Origin of the sequence: Pontiella desulfatans (assembly GCF_900890425.1) — a bacterium.
GTDB classification, from domain to species: domain Bacteria; phylum Verrucomicrobiota; class Kiritimatiellia; order Kiritimatiellales; family Pontiellaceae; genus Pontiella; species Pontiella desulfatans.
Genome location: NZ_CAAHFG010000001.1, coordinates 3,273,933 through 3,294,046, shown reverse-complemented (window position 1 = coordinate 3,294,046; position 20,114 = coordinate 3,273,933). Strand labels below are relative to the sequence as shown.

General features: G+C 58.0%; 19 protein-coding genes. 6 read left to right on the top strand and 13 right to left on the bottom strand.

What is annotated here, in order from left to right; all coding sequences use genetic code 11:
- Positions 1-11 precede the first annotated feature (11 nt).
- The 5 genes from E9954_RS11630 (at position 12) to E9954_RS11610 (ending at position 6,785) form a co-directional block, all read left to right on the top strand.
- Positions 12-2,300, top strand: coding sequence for a DEAD/DEAH box helicase (locus tag E9954_RS11630; protein WP_136079336.1), 2,289 nt, complete (start codon positions 12-14; stop codon positions 2,298-2,300).
- On the top strand, positions 2,288-2,494 hold the full coding sequence (locus E9954_RS11625; RefSeq protein WP_136079335.1) for a hypothetical protein: 207 nt from the start codon (positions 2,288-2,290) through the stop codon (positions 2,492-2,494). The genes E9954_RS11630 and E9954_RS11625 overlap by 13 nt, the downstream gene beginning before the upstream one ends.
- Positions 2,491-2,811 carry a hypothetical protein gene (locus tag E9954_RS11620; RefSeq protein ID WP_136079334.1) on the top strand — a complete coding sequence of 107 codons (321 nt, stop codon included), beginning with the start codon at positions 2,491-2,493 and terminating at the stop codon, positions 2,809-2,811. The genes E9954_RS11625 and E9954_RS11620 overlap by 4 nt, the downstream gene beginning before the upstream one ends.
- Before the next feature lie 524 nt (positions 2,812-3,335).
- Positions 3,336-4,526 (top strand): hypothetical protein, encoded by a 1,191-nt coding sequence (locus E9954_RS11615; RefSeq protein ID WP_136079333.1) that lies wholly within the window; start codon positions 3,336-3,338, stop codon positions 4,524-4,526.
- A 798-nt stretch (positions 4,527-5,324) separates the two neighbouring features.
- Complete coding sequence (locus E9954_RS11610) at positions 5,325-6,785, top strand: FAD-dependent oxidoreductase (RefSeq protein WP_136079332.1); 1,461 nt, start codon at positions 5,325-5,327, stop codon at positions 6,783-6,785.
- A 30-nt stretch (positions 6,786-6,815) separates the two neighbouring features.
- Here E9954_RS11610 and E9954_RS11605 read toward each other — a convergent pair whose 3' ends face one another.
- The 3 genes from E9954_RS11605 to E9954_RS11595 all read right to left on the bottom strand — a co-directional run bounded on the left by E9954_RS11605 (position 6,816) and on the right by E9954_RS11595 (position 10,289).
- The gene (locus tag E9954_RS11605) at positions 6,816-7,997 is read right to left on the bottom strand and encodes a hypothetical protein (RefSeq protein ID WP_136079331.1); all 1,182 of its coding nucleotides are present in this window, start codon (positions 7,995-7,997) and stop codon (positions 6,816-6,818) included.
- A gap of 193 nt (positions 7,998-8,190) precedes the next feature.
- Positions 8,191-9,225, bottom strand: coding sequence for a phosphoribosylformylglycinamidine cyclo-ligase (gene purM, locus E9954_RS11600; protein ID WP_136079330.1), 1,035 nt, complete (start codon positions 9,223-9,225; stop codon positions 8,191-8,193).
- Between the two features lie 266 nt (positions 9,226-9,491).
- Positions 9,492-10,289 (bottom strand): Nif3-like dinuclear metal center hexameric protein, encoded by a 798-nt coding sequence (locus tag E9954_RS11595; protein WP_136079329.1) that lies wholly within the window; start codon positions 10,287-10,289, stop codon positions 9,492-9,494.
- A gap of 406 nt (positions 10,290-10,695) precedes the next feature.
- Between E9954_RS11595 and E9954_RS11590 the strand changes: the two genes are divergently transcribed.
- Positions 10,696-11,031 carry a rubredoxin-like domain-containing protein gene (locus E9954_RS11590; protein WP_136079328.1) on the top strand — a complete coding sequence of 112 codons (336 nt, stop codon included), beginning with the start codon at positions 10,696-10,698 and terminating at the stop codon, positions 11,029-11,031.
- Positions 11,032-11,167: 136 nt separating this feature from the next.
- On the opposite strand, the gene E9954_RS11585 is transcribed toward E9954_RS11590, so the two are convergent.
- From E9954_RS11585 to E9954_RS11540, 10 genes are all read right to left on the bottom strand, one after another.
- The gene (locus E9954_RS11585) at positions 11,168-11,602 is read right to left on the bottom strand and encodes a V-type ATP synthase subunit K (RefSeq protein WP_136079327.1); all 435 of its coding nucleotides are present in this window, start codon (positions 11,600-11,602) and stop codon (positions 11,168-11,170) included.
- A 27-nt stretch (positions 11,603-11,629) separates the two neighbouring features.
- The gene (locus tag E9954_RS11580) at positions 11,630-13,444 is read right to left on the bottom strand and encodes a V-type ATP synthase subunit I (RefSeq protein WP_136079326.1); all 1,815 of its coding nucleotides are present in this window, start codon (positions 13,442-13,444) and stop codon (positions 11,630-11,632) included.
- On the bottom strand, positions 13,441-14,028 hold the full coding sequence (locus E9954_RS11575) for a V-type ATP synthase subunit D (RefSeq protein WP_136079325.1): 588 nt from the start codon (positions 14,026-14,028) through the stop codon (positions 13,441-13,443). Before E9954_RS11575 ends, E9954_RS11580 begins: the two co-directional genes overlap by 4 nt.
- Positions 14,029-14,067: 39 nt before the next feature.
- A complete protein-coding gene (locus tag E9954_RS11570) occupies positions 14,068-15,363 on the bottom strand; it encodes a V-type ATP synthase subunit B (RefSeq protein WP_136079324.1) in 1,296 nt (431 codons plus the stop codon).
- A complete protein-coding gene (locus E9954_RS11565; RefSeq protein WP_136079323.1) occupies positions 15,353-17,095 on the bottom strand; it encodes a V-type ATP synthase subunit A in 1,743 nt (580 codons plus the stop codon). The genes E9954_RS11570 and E9954_RS11565 overlap by 11 nt, the downstream gene beginning before the upstream one ends.
- 2 nt (positions 17,096-17,097) lie before the next feature.
- Positions 17,098-17,682 (bottom strand): DUF2764 family protein, encoded by a 585-nt coding sequence (locus E9954_RS11560; protein ID WP_136079322.1) that lies wholly within the window; start codon positions 17,680-17,682, stop codon positions 17,098-17,100.
- 12 nt (positions 17,683-17,694) lie between these two features.
- Positions 17,695-18,303: an ATPase gene (locus E9954_RS11555; protein WP_136079321.1), complete on the bottom strand. Its 609-nt coding sequence runs from the start codon at positions 18,301-18,303 to the stop codon at positions 17,695-17,697.
- Positions 18,304-18,402: 99 nt separating this feature from the next.
- Positions 18,403-19,332: a M28 family metallopeptidase gene (locus E9954_RS11550; RefSeq protein WP_168442181.1), complete on the bottom strand. Its 930-nt coding sequence runs from the start codon at positions 19,330-19,332 to the stop codon at positions 18,403-18,405.
- A 53-nt stretch (positions 19,333-19,385) separates the two neighbouring features.
- Positions 19,386-19,709, bottom strand: a complete 324-nt coding sequence (locus E9954_RS11545; RefSeq protein WP_136079319.1) for a nucleotidyltransferase domain-containing protein — start codon at positions 19,707-19,709, stop codon at positions 19,386-19,388.
- Positions 19,706-20,104 (bottom strand): nucleotidyltransferase substrate binding protein, encoded by a 399-nt coding sequence (locus E9954_RS11540; protein WP_136079318.1) that lies wholly within the window; start codon positions 20,102-20,104, stop codon positions 19,706-19,708. The genes E9954_RS11545 and E9954_RS11540 overlap by 4 nt, the downstream gene beginning before the upstream one ends.
- Between the last annotated feature and the right edge of the window lie 10 nt (positions 20,105-20,114).

Sequence of the window (20,114 nt, the reverse complement as noted above, 5' to 3'; positions counted from 1 at the left end):
TCATTCTTGAGATGGAAGATTTCTGCTTAGAGGCCGTAGCCGAGAAGCAGGGCACTCCGTTTGGGGTGCTTTCGCTTTTATCGCTGCCAACGGAGCGGTTCGCGAAGAACTATTTCTATGCCGGGACGACCGGTCCGGTGCATTGTCTTCGGCTGGAGTTTGAATACGACGGCGTCCGCATTCCGCCCGATCACCCCAAGGCACTGATCGATTGCGGCGGGGAAAAGGTGCGTCGCAACCGCGATGCCGAGCTGAAGCTATCGGCTTTGCTGGATCTGCCGCCGCTGCAGAACCTGACGAAGGTGTATCATTGGGTCGACAAATCCGATCCGCGCAGCGGTTGGAAAAGCTGCAGGACGGAGCAGGAATGGTTGCTGTTTGTCGAGCTGACCCTTCCGGTCCTGGAGGCGCAGGGCTGGCGGATCGAGATGGATGCCTCGTTCGAGCTTTCAGTCCATTCGCCGGAAGGCTGGTACGTCGATCTGGAGGAAACCGCCGGTGGGTCGTTCCATGCGAAGGTTGGTTTCGAACTGTCCAACCGGCGCATCAACATTCTTCCGTTTTTGCTGGAACGGCTGCACGGCGGTAAGCCGCTGGACTATTTGCTGCTCGACGACGGGCGGCGGGTGTCGATCCCGCCGGAGCGCATCGACCTGCTGACGGCCTCGCTGCTGGAGCTGCTCGACAAGGATGCGCTGAAGGCCGGCGGCGAGTCGGTCGAAATACCATGGATCCGCGCCATGGAGCTGGCGCGTCTGCGGGACCTGGAGGATTTCCAGGCGGAGCTGCCCGAGGTGCTCAAGGAAAAGGCGGCGCGGTTGGCCCTGGTGACCGATGCCCCCAAGGTGCGCAAACCGCGCGCGTTGAAGGCCGACCTGCGCGACTATCAGCGGCAAGGGCTCAATTGGCTTCAACTCCTGCGCGATGCGGGCTTCGGCGCCGTGCTGGCCGACGACATGGGGCTGGGTAAAACCGTGCAGGCGCTCGCGCATATTCTGGTGGAAAAGCAGGCCGGGCGGATGGATGCCCCGTGCCTGATCGTGGCACCGACCAGCGTGCTCTACAACTGGGAGGCCGAGGCAAAAAAGTTTGCCCCGTCGCTCAACGTTCATGTTTCGCATGGCGCGGGACGCGCCGACCATTTCGAGGATTTCGCGAACCATGATCTGATTGTCACCTCCTATCCGCTGCTGGCGCGCGACGGCGAGGAACTGCTTAAGCATCGTTTCCATTTGCTGATTCTCGACGAGGCGCAGTTTATCCGCAACCACAAGACGATTGCCGCGCGCATCGTCCGCCTGTTCGATGCGCACCAGCGCATCGCGCTGACGGGGACGCCGCTGGAAAACAACCTCGACGAGCTGTGGTCGCTCTTCTCCTTCGTGATGCCGGGGCTGCTCGGAACGCACGGCGTATTCCGCCGATATTTCCGATGGCCGATAGAACGGGCGGGCAACGGCGTGGTGCGCGGCGTGCTGGCGCGGCGGATTGCTCCGTTCACGCTGCGCCGCACCAAGGACGAGGTGGTCAAGGAGCTGCCGCCTAAAACGGAAATGATCCACCGCATTGAGCTGACGCTGGCGCAGAAGGAACTCTACGAAACCGTCCGCGCCGCATCCGAAGACCGCGTGCGCGAGGCCGTCAAGGGCAAGGGGCTGGCACGCTCGCACATCATTGTTTTGGATGCGTTGCTGAAAATGCGGCAGGTCTGCTGCCATCCGCAGCTGCTCAAGCTCGAATCTGCCCGGGATATTTTTGAATCCGCCAAGCTCGAAGCCCTTCGCGAAATGCTGCACGAGATGGTTCCGGAAGGCCGCCGCGTGCTGATCTTTTCGCAGTTCACCTCCATGCTCAAGCTGATCGAGGACACGCTCAAGGAACACGGCGTGGACTACGTCAAGATTACGGGCAGCACGAAGGATCGCAAGACGCCCGTCGCCGATTTCCAGGCGGGGAAGGTGCCGGTGTTTCTGATCAGCCTCAAGGCGGGCGGAACGGGACTCAACCTCACTGCCGCCGATACCGTCATTCATTTTGATCCGTGGTGGAACCCGGCGGCGGAGAGCCAGGCGACCGACCGGGCCTACCGCATTGGGCAGGACAAGCCGGTCTTTGTCTACAAGTTCATTGCCTCCGGCACCGTCGAGGAAACCATCCTCGAGATGCAGGAAAGGAAAAGAGGGTTGATCGACGGACTGCTCGGCGACCAGAAGGAGGCGCTCGCCAAATGGGGCGAAGCCGACCTCGATGATTTGTTCAAGCCGTTGGAATCGGAGTCGGGGAAAATATGGAAAAGATGACATTGGACGGGGCGCTTCAGCGCTTGTGCGAAATTCGGCATGGCGTGAATGAAAGCGCCTTGCAGACCGTGCGTGAAAACTGGGAGGAGGCGTTGCCGATCCTGCTGCACGAAATCGAAGTGGCCGAGGTGTTCGAGCGGGACTACCCGGAGACGGCTGGTGGGGAAGATGCTGTGGGAGTTGCGATGAAATGATGCATGATGATGCTCAATTGGACTTTGATTTTTCGGCGGACAGCCTGCTGGAGTTTCCCGTTGTTGTGGAGGAAAAGGGCTGGAGCGCATTTGAGTCGGAGCAGGCGGAGGCGATCCGTATGCTGAACGAGCGCTTCGGCATCGCGCTCAACCGCAAAGTCCGCCTACGCCTGGTCGGCTGGCCCGAGGAGTTCGAGGGGCGGCTGATGCTCGAAGACCTGCTGCACCCGACCGGGCGCGAGAAAACCGTCCGCCTGCGCCTTGGCAAGCTCACGTTCGACAACACCGACATCGAGTTTTGCCGCACGATGGATTGATTCCTTCCCAGGGCGGGACGGGGGGGCGGTAATCAATACCTCTGTCATCGCTCGTTTCCTTCATCGGTCAGATCGACGACATTAAGAAGGCGTTCTCTATGAACTTGTTATACGGCAAAGCTGTCTCCGAATCCAACAGCCGCTTCGCCGTCACCATCGCACCCGAAAAGGCCGCGTGCCCATCGCTTGGTCTCCACGGGCGGAAATCCCCATGTTCATAGTATTAAATACTAGAATAAATATCATAATACTCATGGATAGTTCCGGTGGGGCCGATTATGCTAACTCCTAGGTGAAAAGGTATATACCCAACCTTCAAAAGGAGACGTGCAATGAAACAGTTCATGGTTTACCCCGTTCTCGCAGTCCTTCTATCGATTGAGGTTTCGGCCCAAAATCCGTCGTTCGGTGGAAAGGATTTTCGTCGGATATGGGTCGGAGGTTCATTGCCGCAAGGGGCGCCGGAAATTCCCAGGTTTTCCAGTGGATCGGAGATCTATCTTAACTCCGCAGGGGTCGTCATTATGCATCGTTTATGGGGGAACGGGGTCTATTTCGTGGACGATAGCGGGGCTTATACCTGCGCGGTCAAGGCGCAGCCTGAGTTCACTGAGGCCGCACGGTTCGATTACATGGGATCGAAGCCTGATGGAAGTTTTCTGATCTGTCCCGTGGCCAACCTTCTGATCTATCCCTGCCAAACATACACTGCTAGTGGGTTGTCGGCGGTCGATTCTCCAACGCCGGAACAGCGGATTAATTTAGGTAACTATGTCGACGGTCGATTCGTTTATTTAGAACATGCGGGGCTGGGACAGGTGAACATCTGGTACGCCTCGGAGGGCAATCCGAATGAGCTCTGGCTGGACAATTCGGACTTCGCCGATTTGGCCTCGATACTGGATTATGATGGTGAGTCGTTGGCTTTCGCGACGGGCATGATAGGGGATTATGACATCCAACGCCGCGCCTCTGACGGAACCTTGACCCGAATCATCGGCAATGGTGACGCGATGCCGGGGGTTGCGGGCACGACGTATGCCGGCACTCCTGATCATGACACTGTGGAAATTGATCAGGGAACAGTCTACGTGAAGGGCGTGGGATCCGGAGGGGATATCGTGCTTTTTTCCTCTGACGGCACCACCACCACCGTCATCGCGAAGGTTGGTCAGGTAGTTCCCGGTCTGGCCTCGGTTACCATCCTCGGGTTGGAGCTTAGGCAGGTGAGCAGCGGGAAAATCTGGGTGCAGGTAACTCAATCCGATGGCGATACGGTGCTTTATCAGATCAGCGGTGGTACTTGGGCGAGAGTTATTGGAAAATTTGATAACTATGTCAGAGGCAGGCCCGCCGCATTCGATACCTATGAGCATGGTTCATTAGGCGATACGGCAGTGATTGCCGTGACCTATCTTGATTTTACATCGCCGACCATTTACTCCATCGATCTATACACGAACGCCGATCTTCCCGGTATCTCGGAGGCCGTAGGCGGGGGCCCGATGCTTCAACTCTTTCCCGCGTCGGGCGGTGCTTGGACCATCGCGACGCTGGGCGAGGCGGGCACGACTAACACGTTGCAGTCCAGCTCCTCGCTCACCAACACGACGTGGGAAACCGTTGGAGTTCCCCAGATCGCGGATGGAACCAACCTGATGGAATGGACGCTGCTTCCGACCAACGACGTCGGCTTCTTCCGTCTCGTCGAATAAGAGGGATGGATCGTCTCTCTTTTATGATTCCTCCTTGAGGGGGAGGCCTCCGGCTGGATGCACAAATCGATATCGCGCACGCTGAAAAAGAGCCGGTCGAAAATGGGAGGTATACCAACCATCCTCCTTTCGACTATAATAGTGCCATGTGCTTTGTTTGGCTAAGCCTCGCTTCGCGACCGTTGCTTGGACTATGGTTGCCCATCGTCAATCCATCAAAAAATGATCCAGTATGAACAAGATGATCTTATCGTTAAGCACCGCGGCCCTGTGCGCGAGCCTTCTCTCTTCGTGCGTGTCCAGAAAGAACCCGTCGTAGACCAACCCGGAATTTTCCGAACGTAAGTTAGGCAAAACGGCGGTGATCGCCATCGGCGAGAGCAAGTTTCGTGTCAATCAATTCGAATCGCTGATGGCGCGGGAGCTGACGGGGCGGGGCGTCAACGCGGGATCGCTTCATCAATTCCATCCCGCGATCAACGACATGGAGAAAGATCAGATCACGCTTTCGTGTGAGCAACCGGTTTCGAACCGTCCAGCGAGGATTCCAATGGACCGTTGGCTCCCTCGCTGCAGGAAACCATCGACCTGCCGGGCGACATCATTCTGGTCTACAGCGCCGGGGATGCGGCGTTGCATGCTTGACCCGCGATGGATGCCGACTCTTGACAAGGGCCGCGTATTCCTTTACGCCATTTGATCCTGGCATTGCTCTTTGTGCCGTTCGCTCGGGGGACGGGTTCCAATGGGTGGAAGGGAGCGGTTTGCCACTAACCGAAATTGTTGAAGGGGGCTGGCATGGATCGCAGGGATTTTTATAGGACGACCGGATCACTTGGTTTGGGGTTGCTGGCCGGTCAGGCGACGGCCGCCCCGGAAAAGACGGAGGTTGCGGGGTTCTACACCGAAGCCTCCAAAAAACTGCCCGTCCGCGAATTCGATGTGGTGGTGGCGGGGGGCGGCACGGCGGGCGTGATCGCCGCGATCGCCGCGGCGCGGACCGGCGCCAAAACCATCCTGGTGGAAGGCAAGGGCTATGTCGGCGGGGTTGCGGTCGAGGGCGGTACTGCGCTACACAGTTTCTATAATCTCTGGAAGGCGTTTCCGGGCGTTGAAAAGCGGCAACTGGTGCGCGGCATCCCCGCGGAAATGGTCGATCGGTTGACGGCCATGGGCGGTGCGACGGGATATGCCGAAATGGAAAAGCACTATGCGTACGATTCGGTCTGCACGGCGATCGATACCGAACTCTACAAGTTGAACGCGCACGAAATGCTGGATGAGGCGGGCGTCTACGTGTGCGTGAACACCTTCCTCGCGGGCGCGGTGACCGAGGGCCCGCGCGTGAAAGGGGTGATCCTCGAAAGCCGTTCGGGGCGCGAGGTGGTGTATGCCAAGTCGTTCGTCGACTGCACCGGCTATGCCGACCTGGCCGCGCACGCCGGCGCGGAGTATACCGAACCCAACGACTATGCGGTGGTCAACAGCATGGGGCTCGGGAACGTCGACCTGGAACGCTACTACCAATTCCTGGCCGACCGCGACGCCGTCCACCAGCTGGCCTACGGCGTGCGTAGCGGCGAGCCGGGGCGCATCATCCGGATCGGCGCCGAGGGTTCGCAGGGCTATCCCGAGGAGTTCGTCAAAGGCGCGCGTAAGATCGGCATGTCGGCCATCTCGACCACCACGCAGGACAACTATCTGATGTTCATCAAGATGAACATGAAGCTGCCGGTCAGCCCGACCGACCGCGATGCGGTGGCGAAGGCCGAGCTGGAATTGCGCAAGCGCATGAAAAAGGGGGTCGAGCTGTTCCGCGCGCACATCCCCGGCTTCGAGAAAGCGTTCATGACCCGCACCAGCCCCTCGCTCGTTATCCGCCGCGGTCGCTGCGTCGCCTGCGACTACGACATCACGCACGAGGACGTGATCCATGGCATGCATTTCGACGACGACGTCTTCGTGTATGGATTCCACGACATGGCGCCGCGCTTCCAGATCGCCAACGGCGGAAGCTACGGCATCCCATACCGCGCGCTCTGCGTGAAGGGGCTGGACAACCTCTATGTGTCCGGGATGATGATCACCTCCGACCATAAGGCGCACATGTCGACCCGCAACACGGTCAGCTGCATGGGGCAGGGGCAGGCCAGCGGAACGGCCGCCGCCCTCTGCGCGCTGAATGGCCACGATTCCAGATCGTTGCCCTACTTGGACTTGCGCCTGGCCCTGGAAAAGGGCGGCGTCTATTTTGAATAGGGCTGCGCTCCCCGGGCGCCGGAGCGGCGATTATTCTCCATGCTCCGAAGCATACTGCCGAAGCAGCTTCTTTTCCGCATCGTTCATGAACTTGGAAATGTCTTCGATGACGGAGCCGTCGCCATGGAAGGCGCGGACGATGGGGCCGAACTGGGAATCGAGCACGTTGTGGGCTCCGGTTGAATCCTTGCCGGCATGGGCGAGCACCACGACGTTGATGGTGGGCCAGCGTTTTTTGTCGGGCCCGTAGGCATCGAGCATCATCTTTTTGTAGCCCGCCACCATCTTGGCCGGTTCACCTTTCCCGCCGCCGCCCCAACCGTCGATATAGTTGGTGGTCAGCACAAAGATGGTGTCCGGCTGCTGGGTCAGGATCGACCAGGCGACGGCGCGGCCCCAGTGCGTGAAGCCCTTGTTGCCGAGATATTTTTTTTCGAGAGGTTCGGGGACGACGTAGGGGTAGGCCCATTTCGTCGAATAGCCCGGAAGCGGTTCGACGCGGGTGGGCCACTGGTTGCGTGCGGAGCGTACGCGGCTTTCCGCATCGTTCCAGGCAAAGCAATGGCTGTAGTTGCCTTCCAGCGGATTAACGGGTTCCATCCAGTCGAGCACCTTTTCCTTGTTGGCCGGGTTGGCCAGCATCATTTGCGGCGCCATGGCGCAGGTGTCGCCCGCCCAATAGCAGGCCACATTGAACAGCGCATAGTCCGGCAGCTGGCCAACAATGTCCTCCAGCCGCTTGCGGATCGTATAGCCGGTCATTCGGCTGTAGGGGGTCTTGCCGATGGTGGCCGGGCCGAAGTGGACGATGAAGCAAACCTTTTCCCCCTTGGCCTGCGAATCGAAAAAGTTGAATTCCGTATCGAACCCAATCGATAGTCCCTCGTTGGCTCCGTCCGTGTTGCCGAGCATGGGCACACCGATCATGGCCATCCGGGGAAGGATTACATTCGTCGGTTTGATTGCTGTAATCCGTTTCGGCTCCTGGAGTCTTGGCTTGGGGGCCTTGGGGGTTCGTGTTTTGGGCGGCTTCAGTTTGAGCGGTACATTCGGCCTTTTGCGATCGAACTGCGCCGGGCGGAATTCGACGGGCGGCTCAACCAGGATTTTGAAGGCCACGAAACCCGTTGCCACAATCAGCAGGGCGGCATGGATGGATAGCGTGAGGAGCAGGGCACTCGATTTTGCGTGCTTGGCAAAGAACCGTTTCATTCATGACCTCCGGGTTAGGGTTCAATGCCTATACGTCTACCACCGGTTGGATCTTTGCATAAAAAAAAGCCGCTCGTTTCCAAGCGGCAGTTCAAGTGTATATGAATATTACAGGACAATTTATAACAGGACTATTCAGGAGCAAAATAGTCCTGTCATCAATAGTCCTGTTTTCTAACAGCCTGGAAGGTTCTTAATTAATCAAGACCGATTTGCCGGAGCCCGCAACCACTTCGCCGACGATGATGGCGCGTTGCTTGTTCGCCTTCAGGATCTTCAAGGTCTGTTCGACGTCCTTCTTGCCAACCATCAGCACATAGCCGATGCCCATGTTGAAGACGCGGTACATTTCTTCGTGGTCGACCTTTCCTTGTTCTTCGATGAATTCGTAGATGGCCGGAGTCTTCCAGGTGGAGCGGTCGAACTGCGCATCGACGTTTTCGGGCAGTACGCGCGGCACGTTGTCGTAGAGCCCGCCGCCGGTGATGTGCGCCATGCCGTGGATGTCGACCTTCTTCATGACGGCTTTGACCGGGTGCAGGTAGCTCTTGTGGATGGCCAGCAGGGCTTTCTCAAAGGTAACCTTGGTGCCCGGAACCAGATCGGAGAGTTTCTTCCCGGCGGTTTCAAAGATCACCTTGCGGGCGAGGGAATAGCCGTTGGTCTGCAGGCCGGTGGAGGGCAGGCCGATCAGGACATCGCCTTTTTTGATCTTCTTGCCGGTGATGAGCTTCTTGCGCTCAACGGTTCCGACGACGGTTCCGACGAGGTCGTATTCGCCGTTCGGGTAGAGGCCGGGCATTTCGGCGGTTTCGCCGCCAAGCAGGGCCATGCCGTTTTCCTTGCAGGCCTTGCAGAAGCCGCCGACCACGTCTTCGAACACTTTGGGATCCAGTGCCGCAGCCCCGAGATAGTCGAGGAAGAAGAGGGGTTCCGCACCCTGGACGAGGATATCGTTCACGCAGTGGTTCACCAGATCCTGCCCGACCGTGGTGTGCTTGTTGGCCATGTTGGCCACCTTCAGCTTGGTGCCGACGCCGTCCACGCTGCTGACCAGCAGGCTTTCCTTGCCCGGCGACTTGAACAACCCGCCGAACGAGCCGATTTCGCTAACCACGCCCGAGGTATTGGTGGCCTTAACCTTTTTGCCGATCCGCTTGAGCGAATTCATCATTACATCGATATCCACGCCCGCTTCGGCGTAGGCTGATTTTTTCTTTTTAGCCATAGAGTAAATCCCTTTCTGAAAATATGTGCGGGATTAAACCGTTCCGGCGGGCGAAATGCAACAGGACTATTGATAACAGGACTATTTTTTCGGTGCCCGTAGAATTTCGTAGTGAAGGAGATCCCGGTAGCCGCTCATCTGGAATTTTGCCAACAGTCTTCATGGTTCCATTCGCTGCAAAGTCGCACAACCCACCATAACAATATACGGAGAACCATTTTTTCCGCTTAAAAAGGAAATAGTCCTGTTATCAATAGTCCTGTAAATCAACCCATCTGAATCGGGTCGGCATCCTTGCTGGAAATCACGATTTCAACACCCGCTCCTAGGGCTTTTCTGAGAATCTTTGCGAATGAGGGCAGATAGCCGCGTTCGGTGTTGGTATGTTCGCAAAGAATGACGTGCGAACCGCCCAGCGTGGCCGTCAGCACGTTGTGGTGGCTCATTTCGCCGGTCAGGTAGCAGTCGGCCTGGATGCCCTTGAACGCGTCAGTTCCCGCTCCTGCGCACAGCGCGATGGTGCTAATGGATGCGCCTTCCGCCGGAGCGGCGATCCGCAGGCTTTTCAGCCCCAGATGTTGCTTGATGCGACCGGCAAGCGTTTTCACCTTCACAGCCTTTCTTAGTTCGACGAGCCGTCCTTGGCCGGCATCGGATCCGGGAATCGGTTGGAGAACGGAAACCTCGCCATCACCCACGCCATCGGCCAGCCAGTCGTTCACGCCGCCAATCACCGCATCGAGGGCCGTGTGCGGGGAATAGACCGCCATGTTTTTCTGGATCAGCTTCATCACGGTGCGGTCGTAGGCATTTTCAGCATTCAGCCGATTGGCCGGACGGAACAGGATCGGGTGGTAGGCCACGATCAGGTCGGTTTTGCCGGCAATGGCTTCGTCCGCCACCGCCTCGGTCAGGTCGATCGTCAGCAGCACCTTCTTCACGTTCCGCGGCTTCAGCGGATTGATCAGCAAGCCCACATTGTCCCACTCCTCCGCAAGATTCAGCGGGGCGATCTCGTTGAGTGTTTGTGTGATGGTTGAAAGATTCATGTAGGCATTATGCATATCCGTATCAGAGGCGCAATCTTTTGGAGTGCGGTGGCCCGAAGGGTGGTGCAGCGACTCGACACCGCTTTAAAAGGAGCCGGATGCTAACCCGCCGAACGTCCAGTCGTTACGCGGCATTAAAAAGCGCCGTCGAGCGACTTCGTCGCCCTGCGGGCCGGCGCACTCCATATGGAGGAGCATGCCGGCGAGCAGTGTTTCGGAGTGCGATGGCTCGACACCGCTTTTAGATTGTGGCGTAGCCGCTTTGGAGTACGCGCGGGCTGGACCGCGCTTTTAAAAGGCTTGGCACCGGTGTTTGAAAGCGCGGTCCAGCCCGCGCACTCCAAATTTCTTATCTGCGCCTTGCATTTCGGAGGATTAAATCTAAAATTCTTTTCACCTAACCAAGTACAAGGAGACCACGATGAAGAAATGGAAATGCGAAGTTTGCGGATATATCCATGACGGCGACGAGGTGTGTGCCACCTGCCCGAAATGCGGCGCACCGGCCGAAAAGTTCACGGCGCTGGACGAGAAGGCGGCGGCGCTGATCGAGCGTTCCCGCCATACGAATGCCCTGCACGCGCAGCTGGTGGATCTGGCGCGCCAGATCGAGCGGGTCTGCGAAGACGGCATCAAGGATGCCCTCGATCCGGGATGCGTGGACGTGTTCGAGAAGTGCCTGAACGCATCGTACATCCAGATGAAGCTTTCCATGACCGAAATGCAAGGCCACATGGGCAAAGGCAAGTGGGGGTAGGGAAAAAAGTTCGTAGTTCCGCCTTTAGGCGGCTCTGCGGAATGACCGCCTAAAGGCGGAACTACATACCTTGATCAAAAAAACGCCCGGCCGCTTGCGCGGCGGGCGTTTTGCATTTCTAGACTTTTGAAAAACCCTAGAGCGCCTTCTGGATGAAGATCATCACGAAGAGGGCGACGGTTTCCACGATACCGAGAACGGTGAGGTAGTTACCAAAGCCCTGTCCGGTTTCGGCCAGTGCGTCGGAACCGGCGGCGCCGGCCTTGCCCTGGTACCAGGCGGACATGCCCATGGCGATACCGCCGATGATGCCCGCGCCCAGCTGCGCCGTGCTCGGGTCGGCTTTCAGGATGAAGTTCATGAGCAGCATGCCGTAAATGGTCTGCGACAGCGGAGCACCGATGAATACGAGCAGGATGAAGGGAGCGGCCTTGCCCTGCAGGTAGCATTTTTTCCATGCGCCGATACCGGCCATGCCGGCGGTTCCCGTTCCAAGCGCGGATCCGATTGCTCCGAATCCCAAAGCCATTGCTGCGCCCATCTTAGCTGCTTCTATTGCTGTTATGTCCATTGTATTGCCTCCTATTGTCGATTCTAATTAATTTAAAGTTTCGTTCTTCTTCTTAAACGGATTGTAGTGGATTCCACCCCATTCCACGCCGGCGTGCCCGGAAAATTCCAAGGTGTTCAGGCGGATGCCGTGCACCAGGATACCCATTGCGCAAAGAATAATGTTCAGGCCGTGTCCCAGGAACAGGATTAACGCCGCCCCGATCGAGCCAAGTCCTTTGAAGCCGATTCCAAGCGCCATCTCATTGAACGCCACGGCAATGGCCAGCGAAGCCGCACCTACCGCATAGAGCCGGACGTATGAAATGATGTCGACGAAGTTGTTGATCAGGTCGAGGGCGAGGGTGACGAGGCCGAAATAGGCCTTGCTAGCCAGCAGGCTGATCAGGATCAGGCCGGCCCCCGTGCCCACCAGGCCGCCCAGAACCGGCTTCGGCATCATGGGTACCGGAATCGCATCCACTCCGATCACCATTTCCAGCACCAGGAAGAACAATCCCCAGGTGGATAGAATCCAACCCAGATCCGACAAGCAGGCGAAACTGTTGATCTTGCGGATGAAGTTCCAGGTGTGGGCGATGGTGATATGCACGGCTCCGATCACGAAGCAGATGAACATGATGTTGTTGGCCGACACGTTGGCATCGCGAAGTCCGGTGTCGGCCTGCATCCCCGTCATGAAGTCACTCACCAGGAGCTGAAGCGGCGCCGGAAGCGAATCCGTCGGGATCCCGAAATAATTGCCCGTCAGGGCACCGAAAATGACACAGCAGGTGCTCATGATCAGCAACAGGTTCAACCCCGGCTGTGCCGCGGCATTGCCTTTGCTCTTCACCTTGCCGAACACCGTGAGGCCAATGAAAAGCAGGCCATAGCCGGCATCGCCGATGAGGAAGGCAAAGAAGATGCTTAGGAAGATCAGGAACAATGCGCTGACGTCCAGCTCCTTGTATCCGGGAACCACGCCAATCACATCGAGCACGGCCTGGATGGGCTTGACCCACTTGGGGTTGCGCAGCAGGGTGGGTGGCTGTTCATCGTCGCCCACCTCCTCGAAGGTGTAGCCCCAGCCATGTTCGGCGGCGGCGGTGGCAATGTCGTCTTCACGGTCAACGGGATAGAAGCCTTGCAGGTAGATGATGGAGGCCTGGGCGCCCATGCCCTTTTGCACTTCCTGGTAGCGAACTTCATCGGTCGCTTTGTCGACGATTTCATCAACCAGCTTTTTATCGCCGGCATACTTCTGGAATGCGGCGGCATTTGCCTCGAGGGCTTTTTTTGTCTTCTCGATATGGCGGTGCAGTTCGGAATGCGACTGATCGGGAATGCGCACCTCGTGGGCGGGGAGGGTGAATTCCTCGCGGGCAACGGCCAGCACATAGATCGTGTTCTTGCTACTGCTGATTTCCGTGATGGCCACGCCATCGGGGGCTTCCGGAGTATCTTTGGTGGGTAGTTCGTAGAGCTTCGCAACAACACCGCTCTGGTTGAGTTTGTTGAACGCGCGTGGATCGAATTCGCCGAACGGGGCAATTCGCTCGTGTTCGTGTTCGAGGGCCTGAAGGGATTCCTTCAGTTCCTTTTCCCGGTGCAGCAGTTCCCAGACCGTGTCGACCAGCTGGTCCGGATCCTTGCCGGTCGGGTCGGCGTCCGGTTGGGCGTTCAACACCTCCTGCGCCCGTTGTACATGGGCGAGGTGGTTGCGCGCCTTTTCCAAGTCGTGCCCATCGGGGGGCTGCACGTGCTCGACGTGAACCACCTTCAGGTCGCGCAGGGCATCCAGGGTCTGCTCCTGCCGGGCCGGGGTGCACAGGAGCGTCAGTTTTTTCATCTTAACGATCATGCGCTTTTTCCTTTGGCAATTTTGGAGCGGGCAACGGCGGCGGTCTGCTGGTCGCCCATGAAGATGCGGATGACGCGAATGTTTTCCTTGGCTTCCGGAATCTTCACTTTTTCAAAAAGGTTGACGCGCTGCGTCGTGGTGCGCAGCTCGTCGCCGAGCAACCGGTGCTGCTCTTCGAGAATCTGCCGCTCGACCCGCAGGCGGGTCAGCTGCTTCATCGTCTCGATGCCGATATCCGTCCATGCGTCCGTCTCGAACAGGTTCGGAACCACGTGCTTGAAAACCAAGCTTTCGAGAATTGGAATGTTCACGCCCGCAATGTTGCCGTGCGAAGTCTTGAGCTCCTCCAGTTCGGCGTAGGGTGCGAGATCCACCGGTTCCGAATAGAGCTGGATCCATGAGCTCAGCTGGGCCCGTGCCTCCTGCTCCTCGTCGCGCTTTTCGAGGATTTCGACGTCGAGACGCCGCATCTCCATCTGGAGCTGCTGCTTTTTGAGCTGGAGCGTCGGCAGGTAGCGACTGAACCGCTTCAACGCATCGCGCTGGGTCTTGAGCTCGTTTTTGGTTAGTTTGATTTTGGCCATGTCGTTTGCCTTTGGGTATGGGCGGGATGCAACCCGCCCCTACGCGGGCCAGTATTTTTCCGTATACTTGGAGGCAATACCGGTCTCCGCCGGCTCGAAGCAATCGGCCATGATCTTCCAGCCATTGTCGAGCGCTTCTTCGAGCGGGGTGTTGACGGTGATGTCCATCATGCTGCTTTCGAATTTTTCACCATACTTCAGCAGCTTGCTGTCCCAGCCCGACATGCGGAAGCCCATCGACTGCTTCTCGAGCGTTTCCTTGTAGTTCGCGTAGAGCTGGATCATGGTATCCATGATCGTGCGGTGGTCGTCGCGGGTGCGGTCGTTCACCTGCTGCTTGAGGCGCGAAAGGGAGCCGAACGGCTCGATGCGCCCGTTCTTGAGGTAGAACTGGCCTTCGGTAATGTAGCCGGTGTTGTCCGGAACCGGGTGCGTCACATCGTCGCCCGGCATGGTGGTCACGGCCAGGACGGTGATTGATCCGCTGCCTTCGAAGTCGACGGCCTTTTCGTATCGGGCCGCCAGCTGCGAGTAGAGGTCGCCGGGATAGCCGCGGTTCGAGGGAATCTGCTCCATCGTGATGGCCACTTCCTTCATCGAGTCGGCAAAGTTGGTCATGTCGGTCAGGAGCACGAGCACGCGTTTGTCTTCCATCGCATATTTTTCGGCCACGGCCAATGAAACATCAGGTACCAGCAGGCACTCCACCGTCGGGTCGGATGCGGTGTGGACAAACATGACGGAGCGCGAAAGGGCGCCGCTTTCATCCAGCTTGTCGCGGAAGAAGAGGTAGTCGTCGTGCTTCAGGCCCATGCCGCCGAGGATGATCACATCCACCTCCGCCTGCAGGGCGATCTGCGCGAGCAGTTCGTTGTAGGGCTCGCCGGCCACCGAGAAGATCGGAAGCTTCTGCGATTCCACCAGCGTGTTGAACACGTCGATCATCGGGATGCCGGTACGCACCATGTTGCGCGGAATGATGCGCTTGGCCGGGTTGACCGAAGGTCCGCCGATCTCGATCATGTTTTCCTCGATCACGGGGCCGTTGTCGCGCGGTTCGCCGGAGCCGGTGAAGACGCGGCCGAGCAGGTTTTCCGAGAACGGGATCTGCATCGTGCGGCCCAGGAAACGAACCTTCGCATCGGTGCCGATGCCGCGGCCGCCGGCAAACACCTGCAGGAACACGTTTTCATTTTCAAGGCGAATGACCTGCGCCAGCGAAACGCCGACGGCGGAATCGACCTGCGCCAGCTCCCCGTTGATCACATCGTCGGCCTTGACCACGATGACGTTGCCGGTGATCTGTTCAATCCGGTGATAGACTTTATTCTGCATAATCAGAAACCTCCGCGAGCGCTTTAGTCATTTGCTCTTCAATTTTTTTAAATTCATCCGATTGGAATTCGCTGTTGTTCCAGTCGCGGCAGGTCTGCGTGAGCTGCTGGAAGAAGGAGCGGGCATCGCCCTTTTCCTTGAACGACATCTTTGTTTCCGTGAGCTTGAGCAGCCTGTTGAACACATATTCCTGGCGCTCGACCGAGTTGGCGGCATCCGTTTCGTTGAACGCATTCTGCTGCAGGTAGGTTGCGTCGATGTACTCGGACTTCAGGTAGAGCACGAAGTCGTCGATCGAGGTGCCTTCCTCGCCGACCACCTTCATCATCTGGCCGACTTCCGAACCGTCGCGCAGCACCTTGCGGGCCTTGGCAACCTTGTCGACATCAACCACCGATGGGTATTTGCTCCAGGAATCGAGCGGGTCGATGGCCGGGTAGCGGCGGGCGTCGGAACGGGCGCGGGAGAGGCCGTGGAACGCCCCGACCACTTTCAGGGTGGCCTGGGTAACCGGTTCCTCGAAGTTGCCGCCGGCCGGGGAAACGGTTCCGCCGATGGTGACCGATCCGGTTTCGCCGTTGTTGAGTTTCACCACGCCGCCGCGTTCGTAGAAGGAGGCGATTACGGATTCGAGGTAGGCCGGGAAGGCTTCCTCGCCGGGGATCTCTTCCAGACGGCCGGACATTTCGCGCAGGGCCTGCGCCCAGCGGGAGGTGGAGTCGGCCAGCAGCAGGACGTCGAGTCCCATCTGGCGGTAGTATTCGGCCAGCGTCACGCCGGTGTATACGGACGCTTCGCGGGCGGCCACCGGCATCGAGGAGGTGTTGCAGATGATCAGCGTGCGCTCCATCAGCGATTTGCCGGTGCGCGGGTCGGTCAGTTCCGGGAACTCGCGGAGGGTTTCCACCACCTCGCCGGCACGCTCGCCGCAGGCCGCAATGATCACGATATCCACTTCGGCGTGGCGCGACATGATCTGCTGGAGAACGGTCTTGCCGGCGCCGAACGGACCCGGAACGCAGAAGGTTCCGCCCTTGGCGACGGGGAAGAAGGTGTCGATCGTGCGCATGCCGGATGCCATCGATTCGGTCGGGCGCAGGCGCTCGGCGTAGCATTTGATCGGCATCTTGACCGGCCAGATCTGCATGATCTTGCAGTCGCGGGAGTTGCCTTTGTCGTCTTTCAGGACGGCAACCACTTCTTCCACGGTGTATTCGCCGGCGGGTTTGAGGCTTTCAACCGTCCACTTCCCGCGGACATTGAAAGGAACCATGACGCAATGGTCGAACAAGCCTTCGGGAATGGAGCCGATGGTGTCGCCGGCAACAACGGTGTCGCCCACGTTCAGTTTCGGGGTGTAGGCCCACTTGGTATCGCGGGGAAGGGGATCGAGGTATTTGCCGCGTTGCAGGAAGAAGCCGCATTCCTCGGCGAGGCGGGGCAGCGGGTTTTGCAGGCCGTCGAACACCTGGCTCAGCAGGCCCGGGCCAAGTTCCACGGAAAGCAGCTCGCCGGTGAATTCAACCGGATCGCCCACTTTCAGTCCCACGGTATCCTCGAACACCTGGAGCTCGGCGCTGTTGCCGCGGATGCGGATCACTTCGGCTTTCAGTTTCAGGTCTCCGGTTCCGACACAGGCGTAGGCCACTTCGTTCTGGATCACGGGATTCTCGAATTCAACCTTCAGCAGGTTGCCGTTCACCCCGGTGATTTTACCAATGTTTGCGCTCATAATCAGTTCTCCATGAAATCAGTCTGGTCAGACGGGTGGTCTGATTCGTCGGATTTTTCTTCCTTTTCCGTGTTCGCCGTGATGACGGCCTCAAGTTTTTCCTTGCCGGCGCTGACGTCCATGCGGTTCCAGCGATCGACGATTTTCAATTGGATTCCGTAGGCCAGCACCTTTTCGAAACCGAAGGGGTCCTGCCCGACCAGCTCCTCGGCCAGCTTCCAGCGGCCGCGGTCGAGATATTGCTCCAACTCGACGGGATCGGTCTGGTTCATGGCATCGGCCACAAAGGTTTCGATCTGTCCGCTGAAGCCGTCGTGGGGCTGCAGGTATTCCTTGAAATCGATGCCTAGTTTCTGCCCGCGCTGGCGGGCGACCGCATTGCGGATCTGGCATTCGAGATCATAGACGGTTTTGCAGAGCGGGCAGGGGGCGATGTCCGGCTCCTGCAGCAAGACCTTGCGCAGGATTTCGGTTTCGCGTTCCGTTACCCATTGCGCGCAGTTGTCCACATATTCCTCCGTCGTGAACGGAGGTTCGTCCCCGATCTGGAGACTGGGCAAACTGGCTACGAGTGAATAGTAGGCCATCGTGGAATCCGGTTATTTGGAAATTTGTTCGCGGGCAACGCCGCTGACGGTCTTGGCGAGTTCCGGACGAAGGAAGGCGGCCAGTGCTGCGGCCACCGCTTCGCCCGTGTAGTCGAGCGAAGCGTTCTGGCCTTCGAAGACCACCTTGAAACCGCTGAGGATTTCCGAGCTGGCTTCCAGTTCGACCGTCTTTCCGGATTCCTTGGCGATGCCGGCGCACAGGGCGGTCAGTCCGGCTTTGTCGCTTTCGCTAACCGTGACCGTGGCGCCATCCTTTCCCTGCTTAACCACGTCGGCGATCATTTTCCCGAGCACGTCGGTGGAGAGGGCGCTGTCGACTTCCTTGCCGAGGGTGGCGGTCACCACCTTTTCGCAACCTTGCCCCACGGTGATAAGCAGATCGCGCGCGGCTTGTTCGAGGGTCTTCACGGAGCGTTCCGCAAAGGCGGCGGATTCGGTTTCCGCCCGTTTCAGGGTTTCCTGGGCCTTGGTTTCGGCTTCGGCCACGATTTTTGCGGCTTTTTCCTTTGCCTTGGAGATGATGGAGTCAGCCTCCTTGTTGGCTTTCTCAACCCCTTCTTTTTGGATCTGTTCGATCAAATGCTTCAGTTCTTCGGCCATATTTTTCTCCGGTTTTGTATAAAAGAGCTATCGATATAAATGGATTGAATCGGCTCTGGCAAGCCCACTTTTCATTAAATTGGCTAAAACATGATTAGATTAATCGGATATTGCGGGAAATGCCAGTTTTTCGAGTAGTTTGAGGGTGATGGTTCCGCTGATTCCGAGGCTCTCGGCGCTGATGTTGCCCAGGTTGTCGGCCTCCGTATGCCAGTGGTCGTTGAGGCCGGGTTCGGAACCGAATTTGAAGTCGATCAGGTCGATGGCGGGGATGCCGATCTCGAGAAACGGGACATGGTCGTCCGTGATCACGGAGCGGGTGAGCGAGAAGCGGTCGCGATGCCCGGTGGCCTGGGCCGCCTTGAAAACCTCCTGCACCAGTTTCCGTTCACTATTGTAGGGCACGGTGAAATGCAGGTCTTTGTCGCCGACCATATCCAGCAGGATCATGGCATCGATTTTCTTGTGGTCGCCGGTTTCGGCCAGCTGCCGGGCCATATGGCGGCTACCGTGCAGGCCATCCCCGGGAATGTAGCCGGCAATGCCTTCTTCGCCGTCGAAGAACGCGAAAATGATCCCGACCTCGGGAACCGTTTGGGATGCCCCAAGCATGCGGGCCAGCTCCAGCAGGATGCCGGTGCTCGATCCCGAATCGTTCGCGCCCTGGAAGGGGTCGATCCCCGGCATCGTGTCGAAGTGGGAACCCAGAATGATCCAGCGCGGGGTCTTTCCCGGCACGGTTCCAACCACGTTGATCATGGTCTTTTCGCCGTCCGGCGTCATATCGGTGAAGGTGTCGAGGTCGGTTTCGATGCCGAAGCTCTCCATCCGCTGGTGGATATGCTTCGCCGCCTTCCAGCCTCCGGGCGTCCCGGCATCGCGCGGGGAAAACTGAACCAGCGCCTCCACCTCGGCATAGGCGCGCTGCCCATCGAACGCCGGCCACTCAACCCGCTCCTGATCCGGTGTGCAGCCAAGCAGGACTGAGGCGATGACCGCAAAGACGCAAAGTCGCAAAGGTAACGCCATTGGAGGGAAACTCCCTTCCGTCTTATGCCAGTCAAAACCATTCTGCCTGAAAATCATTCCGCCCGTTCCTTTCGCTGATACAGCGCCTTGCCATGGACATCAATATGTTCAATCAGGGCAGGGGTGTCGATGGTGGCATAGTCGATCACATCGAACTGGTAGGGAAGAGGAGCTTCCTCGTTAAGTCGGGAAGATAGGCTGGAAATGGTGCGAAGGCTCACTCCGTTACCTTTAACCGCCAAATCCACATCGGAACCGACCTTGTGATTTCCCATTGCCCGGGAGCCGAAGACAAGAACCTCATCAATCTCCCGGTGTTGTTCAATTGCCGAACGAATCAATTCAATGTCCTTGTCGGTCAGCCCGAATGCCATCATTCGACCTCAGACTTGAGCGTTTCATGCAAGGTCGCGAGTGCTGGAAAATATTTATCGCGAATCAGCCCCTCAATTTTTAGAGCCGTTTCTTCATTATAGGTATGGGCGGCAAGATTGCGGTCTTCCAACGCCTCGATCCACGCATGGCCATCTTTAATGATTTCGGACTGGAATGCTTGTTTCAGTACATCGCGCGGACTCTTTACTTGATAGCCGTCCGCTTCGAGATAATCTTTCAGGGTCTTCCATGCCAGTTCGAAGGCCATCTCGAAAAACTGGATCAGGCCACCCCGTTCCGCCTCCGACGGATGCTCAATCGCTACCGTCCGTTCCAGCGTCCGGAACGCCTTTTCAAAATTAGAGAACCGCTGTTTCCATCGGATTTCCTTGTTCATGAAAGTGACG

Coding starts and splice junctions, on each gene's coding strand:
- E9954_RS11585 (WP_136079327.1), bottom strand. CDS start 11,602: ATGGACATAACAGCAATAGAAGCAGCTAAGATGGGCGCAGCAATGGCT.
- E9954_RS11590 (WP_136079328.1), top strand. CDS start 10,696: ATGAAGAAATGGAAATGCGAAGTTTGCGGATATATCCATGACGGCGAC.
- E9954_RS11550 (WP_168442181.1), bottom strand. CDS start 19,332: ATGGCGTTACCTTTGCGACTTTGCGTCTTTGCGGTCATCGCCTCAGTC.
- E9954_RS11570 (WP_136079324.1), bottom strand. CDS start 15,363: ATGCAGAATAAAGTCTATCACCGGATTGAACAGATCACCGGCAACGTC.
- E9954_RS11580 (WP_136079326.1), bottom strand. CDS start 13,444: ATGATCGTTAAGATGAAAAAACTGACGCTCCTGTGCACCCCGGCCCGG.
- E9954_RS11540 (WP_136079318.1), bottom strand. CDS start 20,104: ATGAACAAGGAAATCCGATGGAAACAGCGGTTCTCTAATTTTGAAAAG.
- E9954_RS11615 (WP_136079333.1), top strand. CDS start 3,336: ATGCATCGTTTATGGGGGAACGGGGTCTATTTCGTGGACGATAGCGGG.
- purM (WP_136079330.1), bottom strand. CDS start 9,225: ATGGCTAAAAAGAAAAAATCAGCCTACGCCGAAGCGGGCGTGGATATC.
- E9954_RS11575 (WP_136079325.1), bottom strand. CDS start 14,028: ATGGCCAAAATCAAACTAACCAAAAACGAGCTCAAGACCCAGCGCGAT.
- E9954_RS11560 (WP_136079322.1), bottom strand. CDS start 17,682: ATGGCCTACTATTCACTCGTAGCCAGTTTGCCCAGTCTCCAGATCGGG.
- E9954_RS11610 (WP_136079332.1), top strand. CDS start 5,325: ATGGATCGCAGGGATTTTTATAGGACGACCGGATCACTTGGTTTGGGG.
- E9954_RS11605 (WP_136079331.1), bottom strand. CDS start 7,997: ATGAAACGGTTCTTTGCCAAGCACGCAAAATCGAGTGCCCTGCTCCTC.
- E9954_RS11595 (WP_136079329.1), bottom strand. CDS start 10,289: ATGCATAATGCCTACATGAATCTTTCAACCATCACACAAACACTCAAC.
- E9954_RS11620 (WP_136079334.1), top strand. CDS start 2,491: ATGATGCATGATGATGCTCAATTGGACTTTGATTTTTCGGCGGACAGC.
- E9954_RS11555 (WP_136079321.1), bottom strand. CDS start 18,303: ATGGCCGAAGAACTGAAGCATTTGATCGAACAGATCCAAAAAGAAGGG.
- E9954_RS11630 (WP_136079336.1), top strand. CDS start 12: ATGGAAGATTTCTGCTTAGAGGCCGTAGCCGAGAAGCAGGGCACTCCG.
- E9954_RS11545 (WP_136079319.1), bottom strand. CDS start 19,709: ATGATGGCATTCGGGCTGACCGACAAGGACATTGAATTGATTCGTTCG.
- E9954_RS11565 (WP_136079323.1), bottom strand. CDS start 17,095: ATGAGCGCAAACATTGGTAAAATCACCGGGGTGAACGGCAACCTGCTG.
- E9954_RS11625 (WP_136079335.1), top strand. CDS start 2,288: ATGGAAAAGATGACATTGGACGGGGCGCTTCAGCGCTTGTGCGAAATT.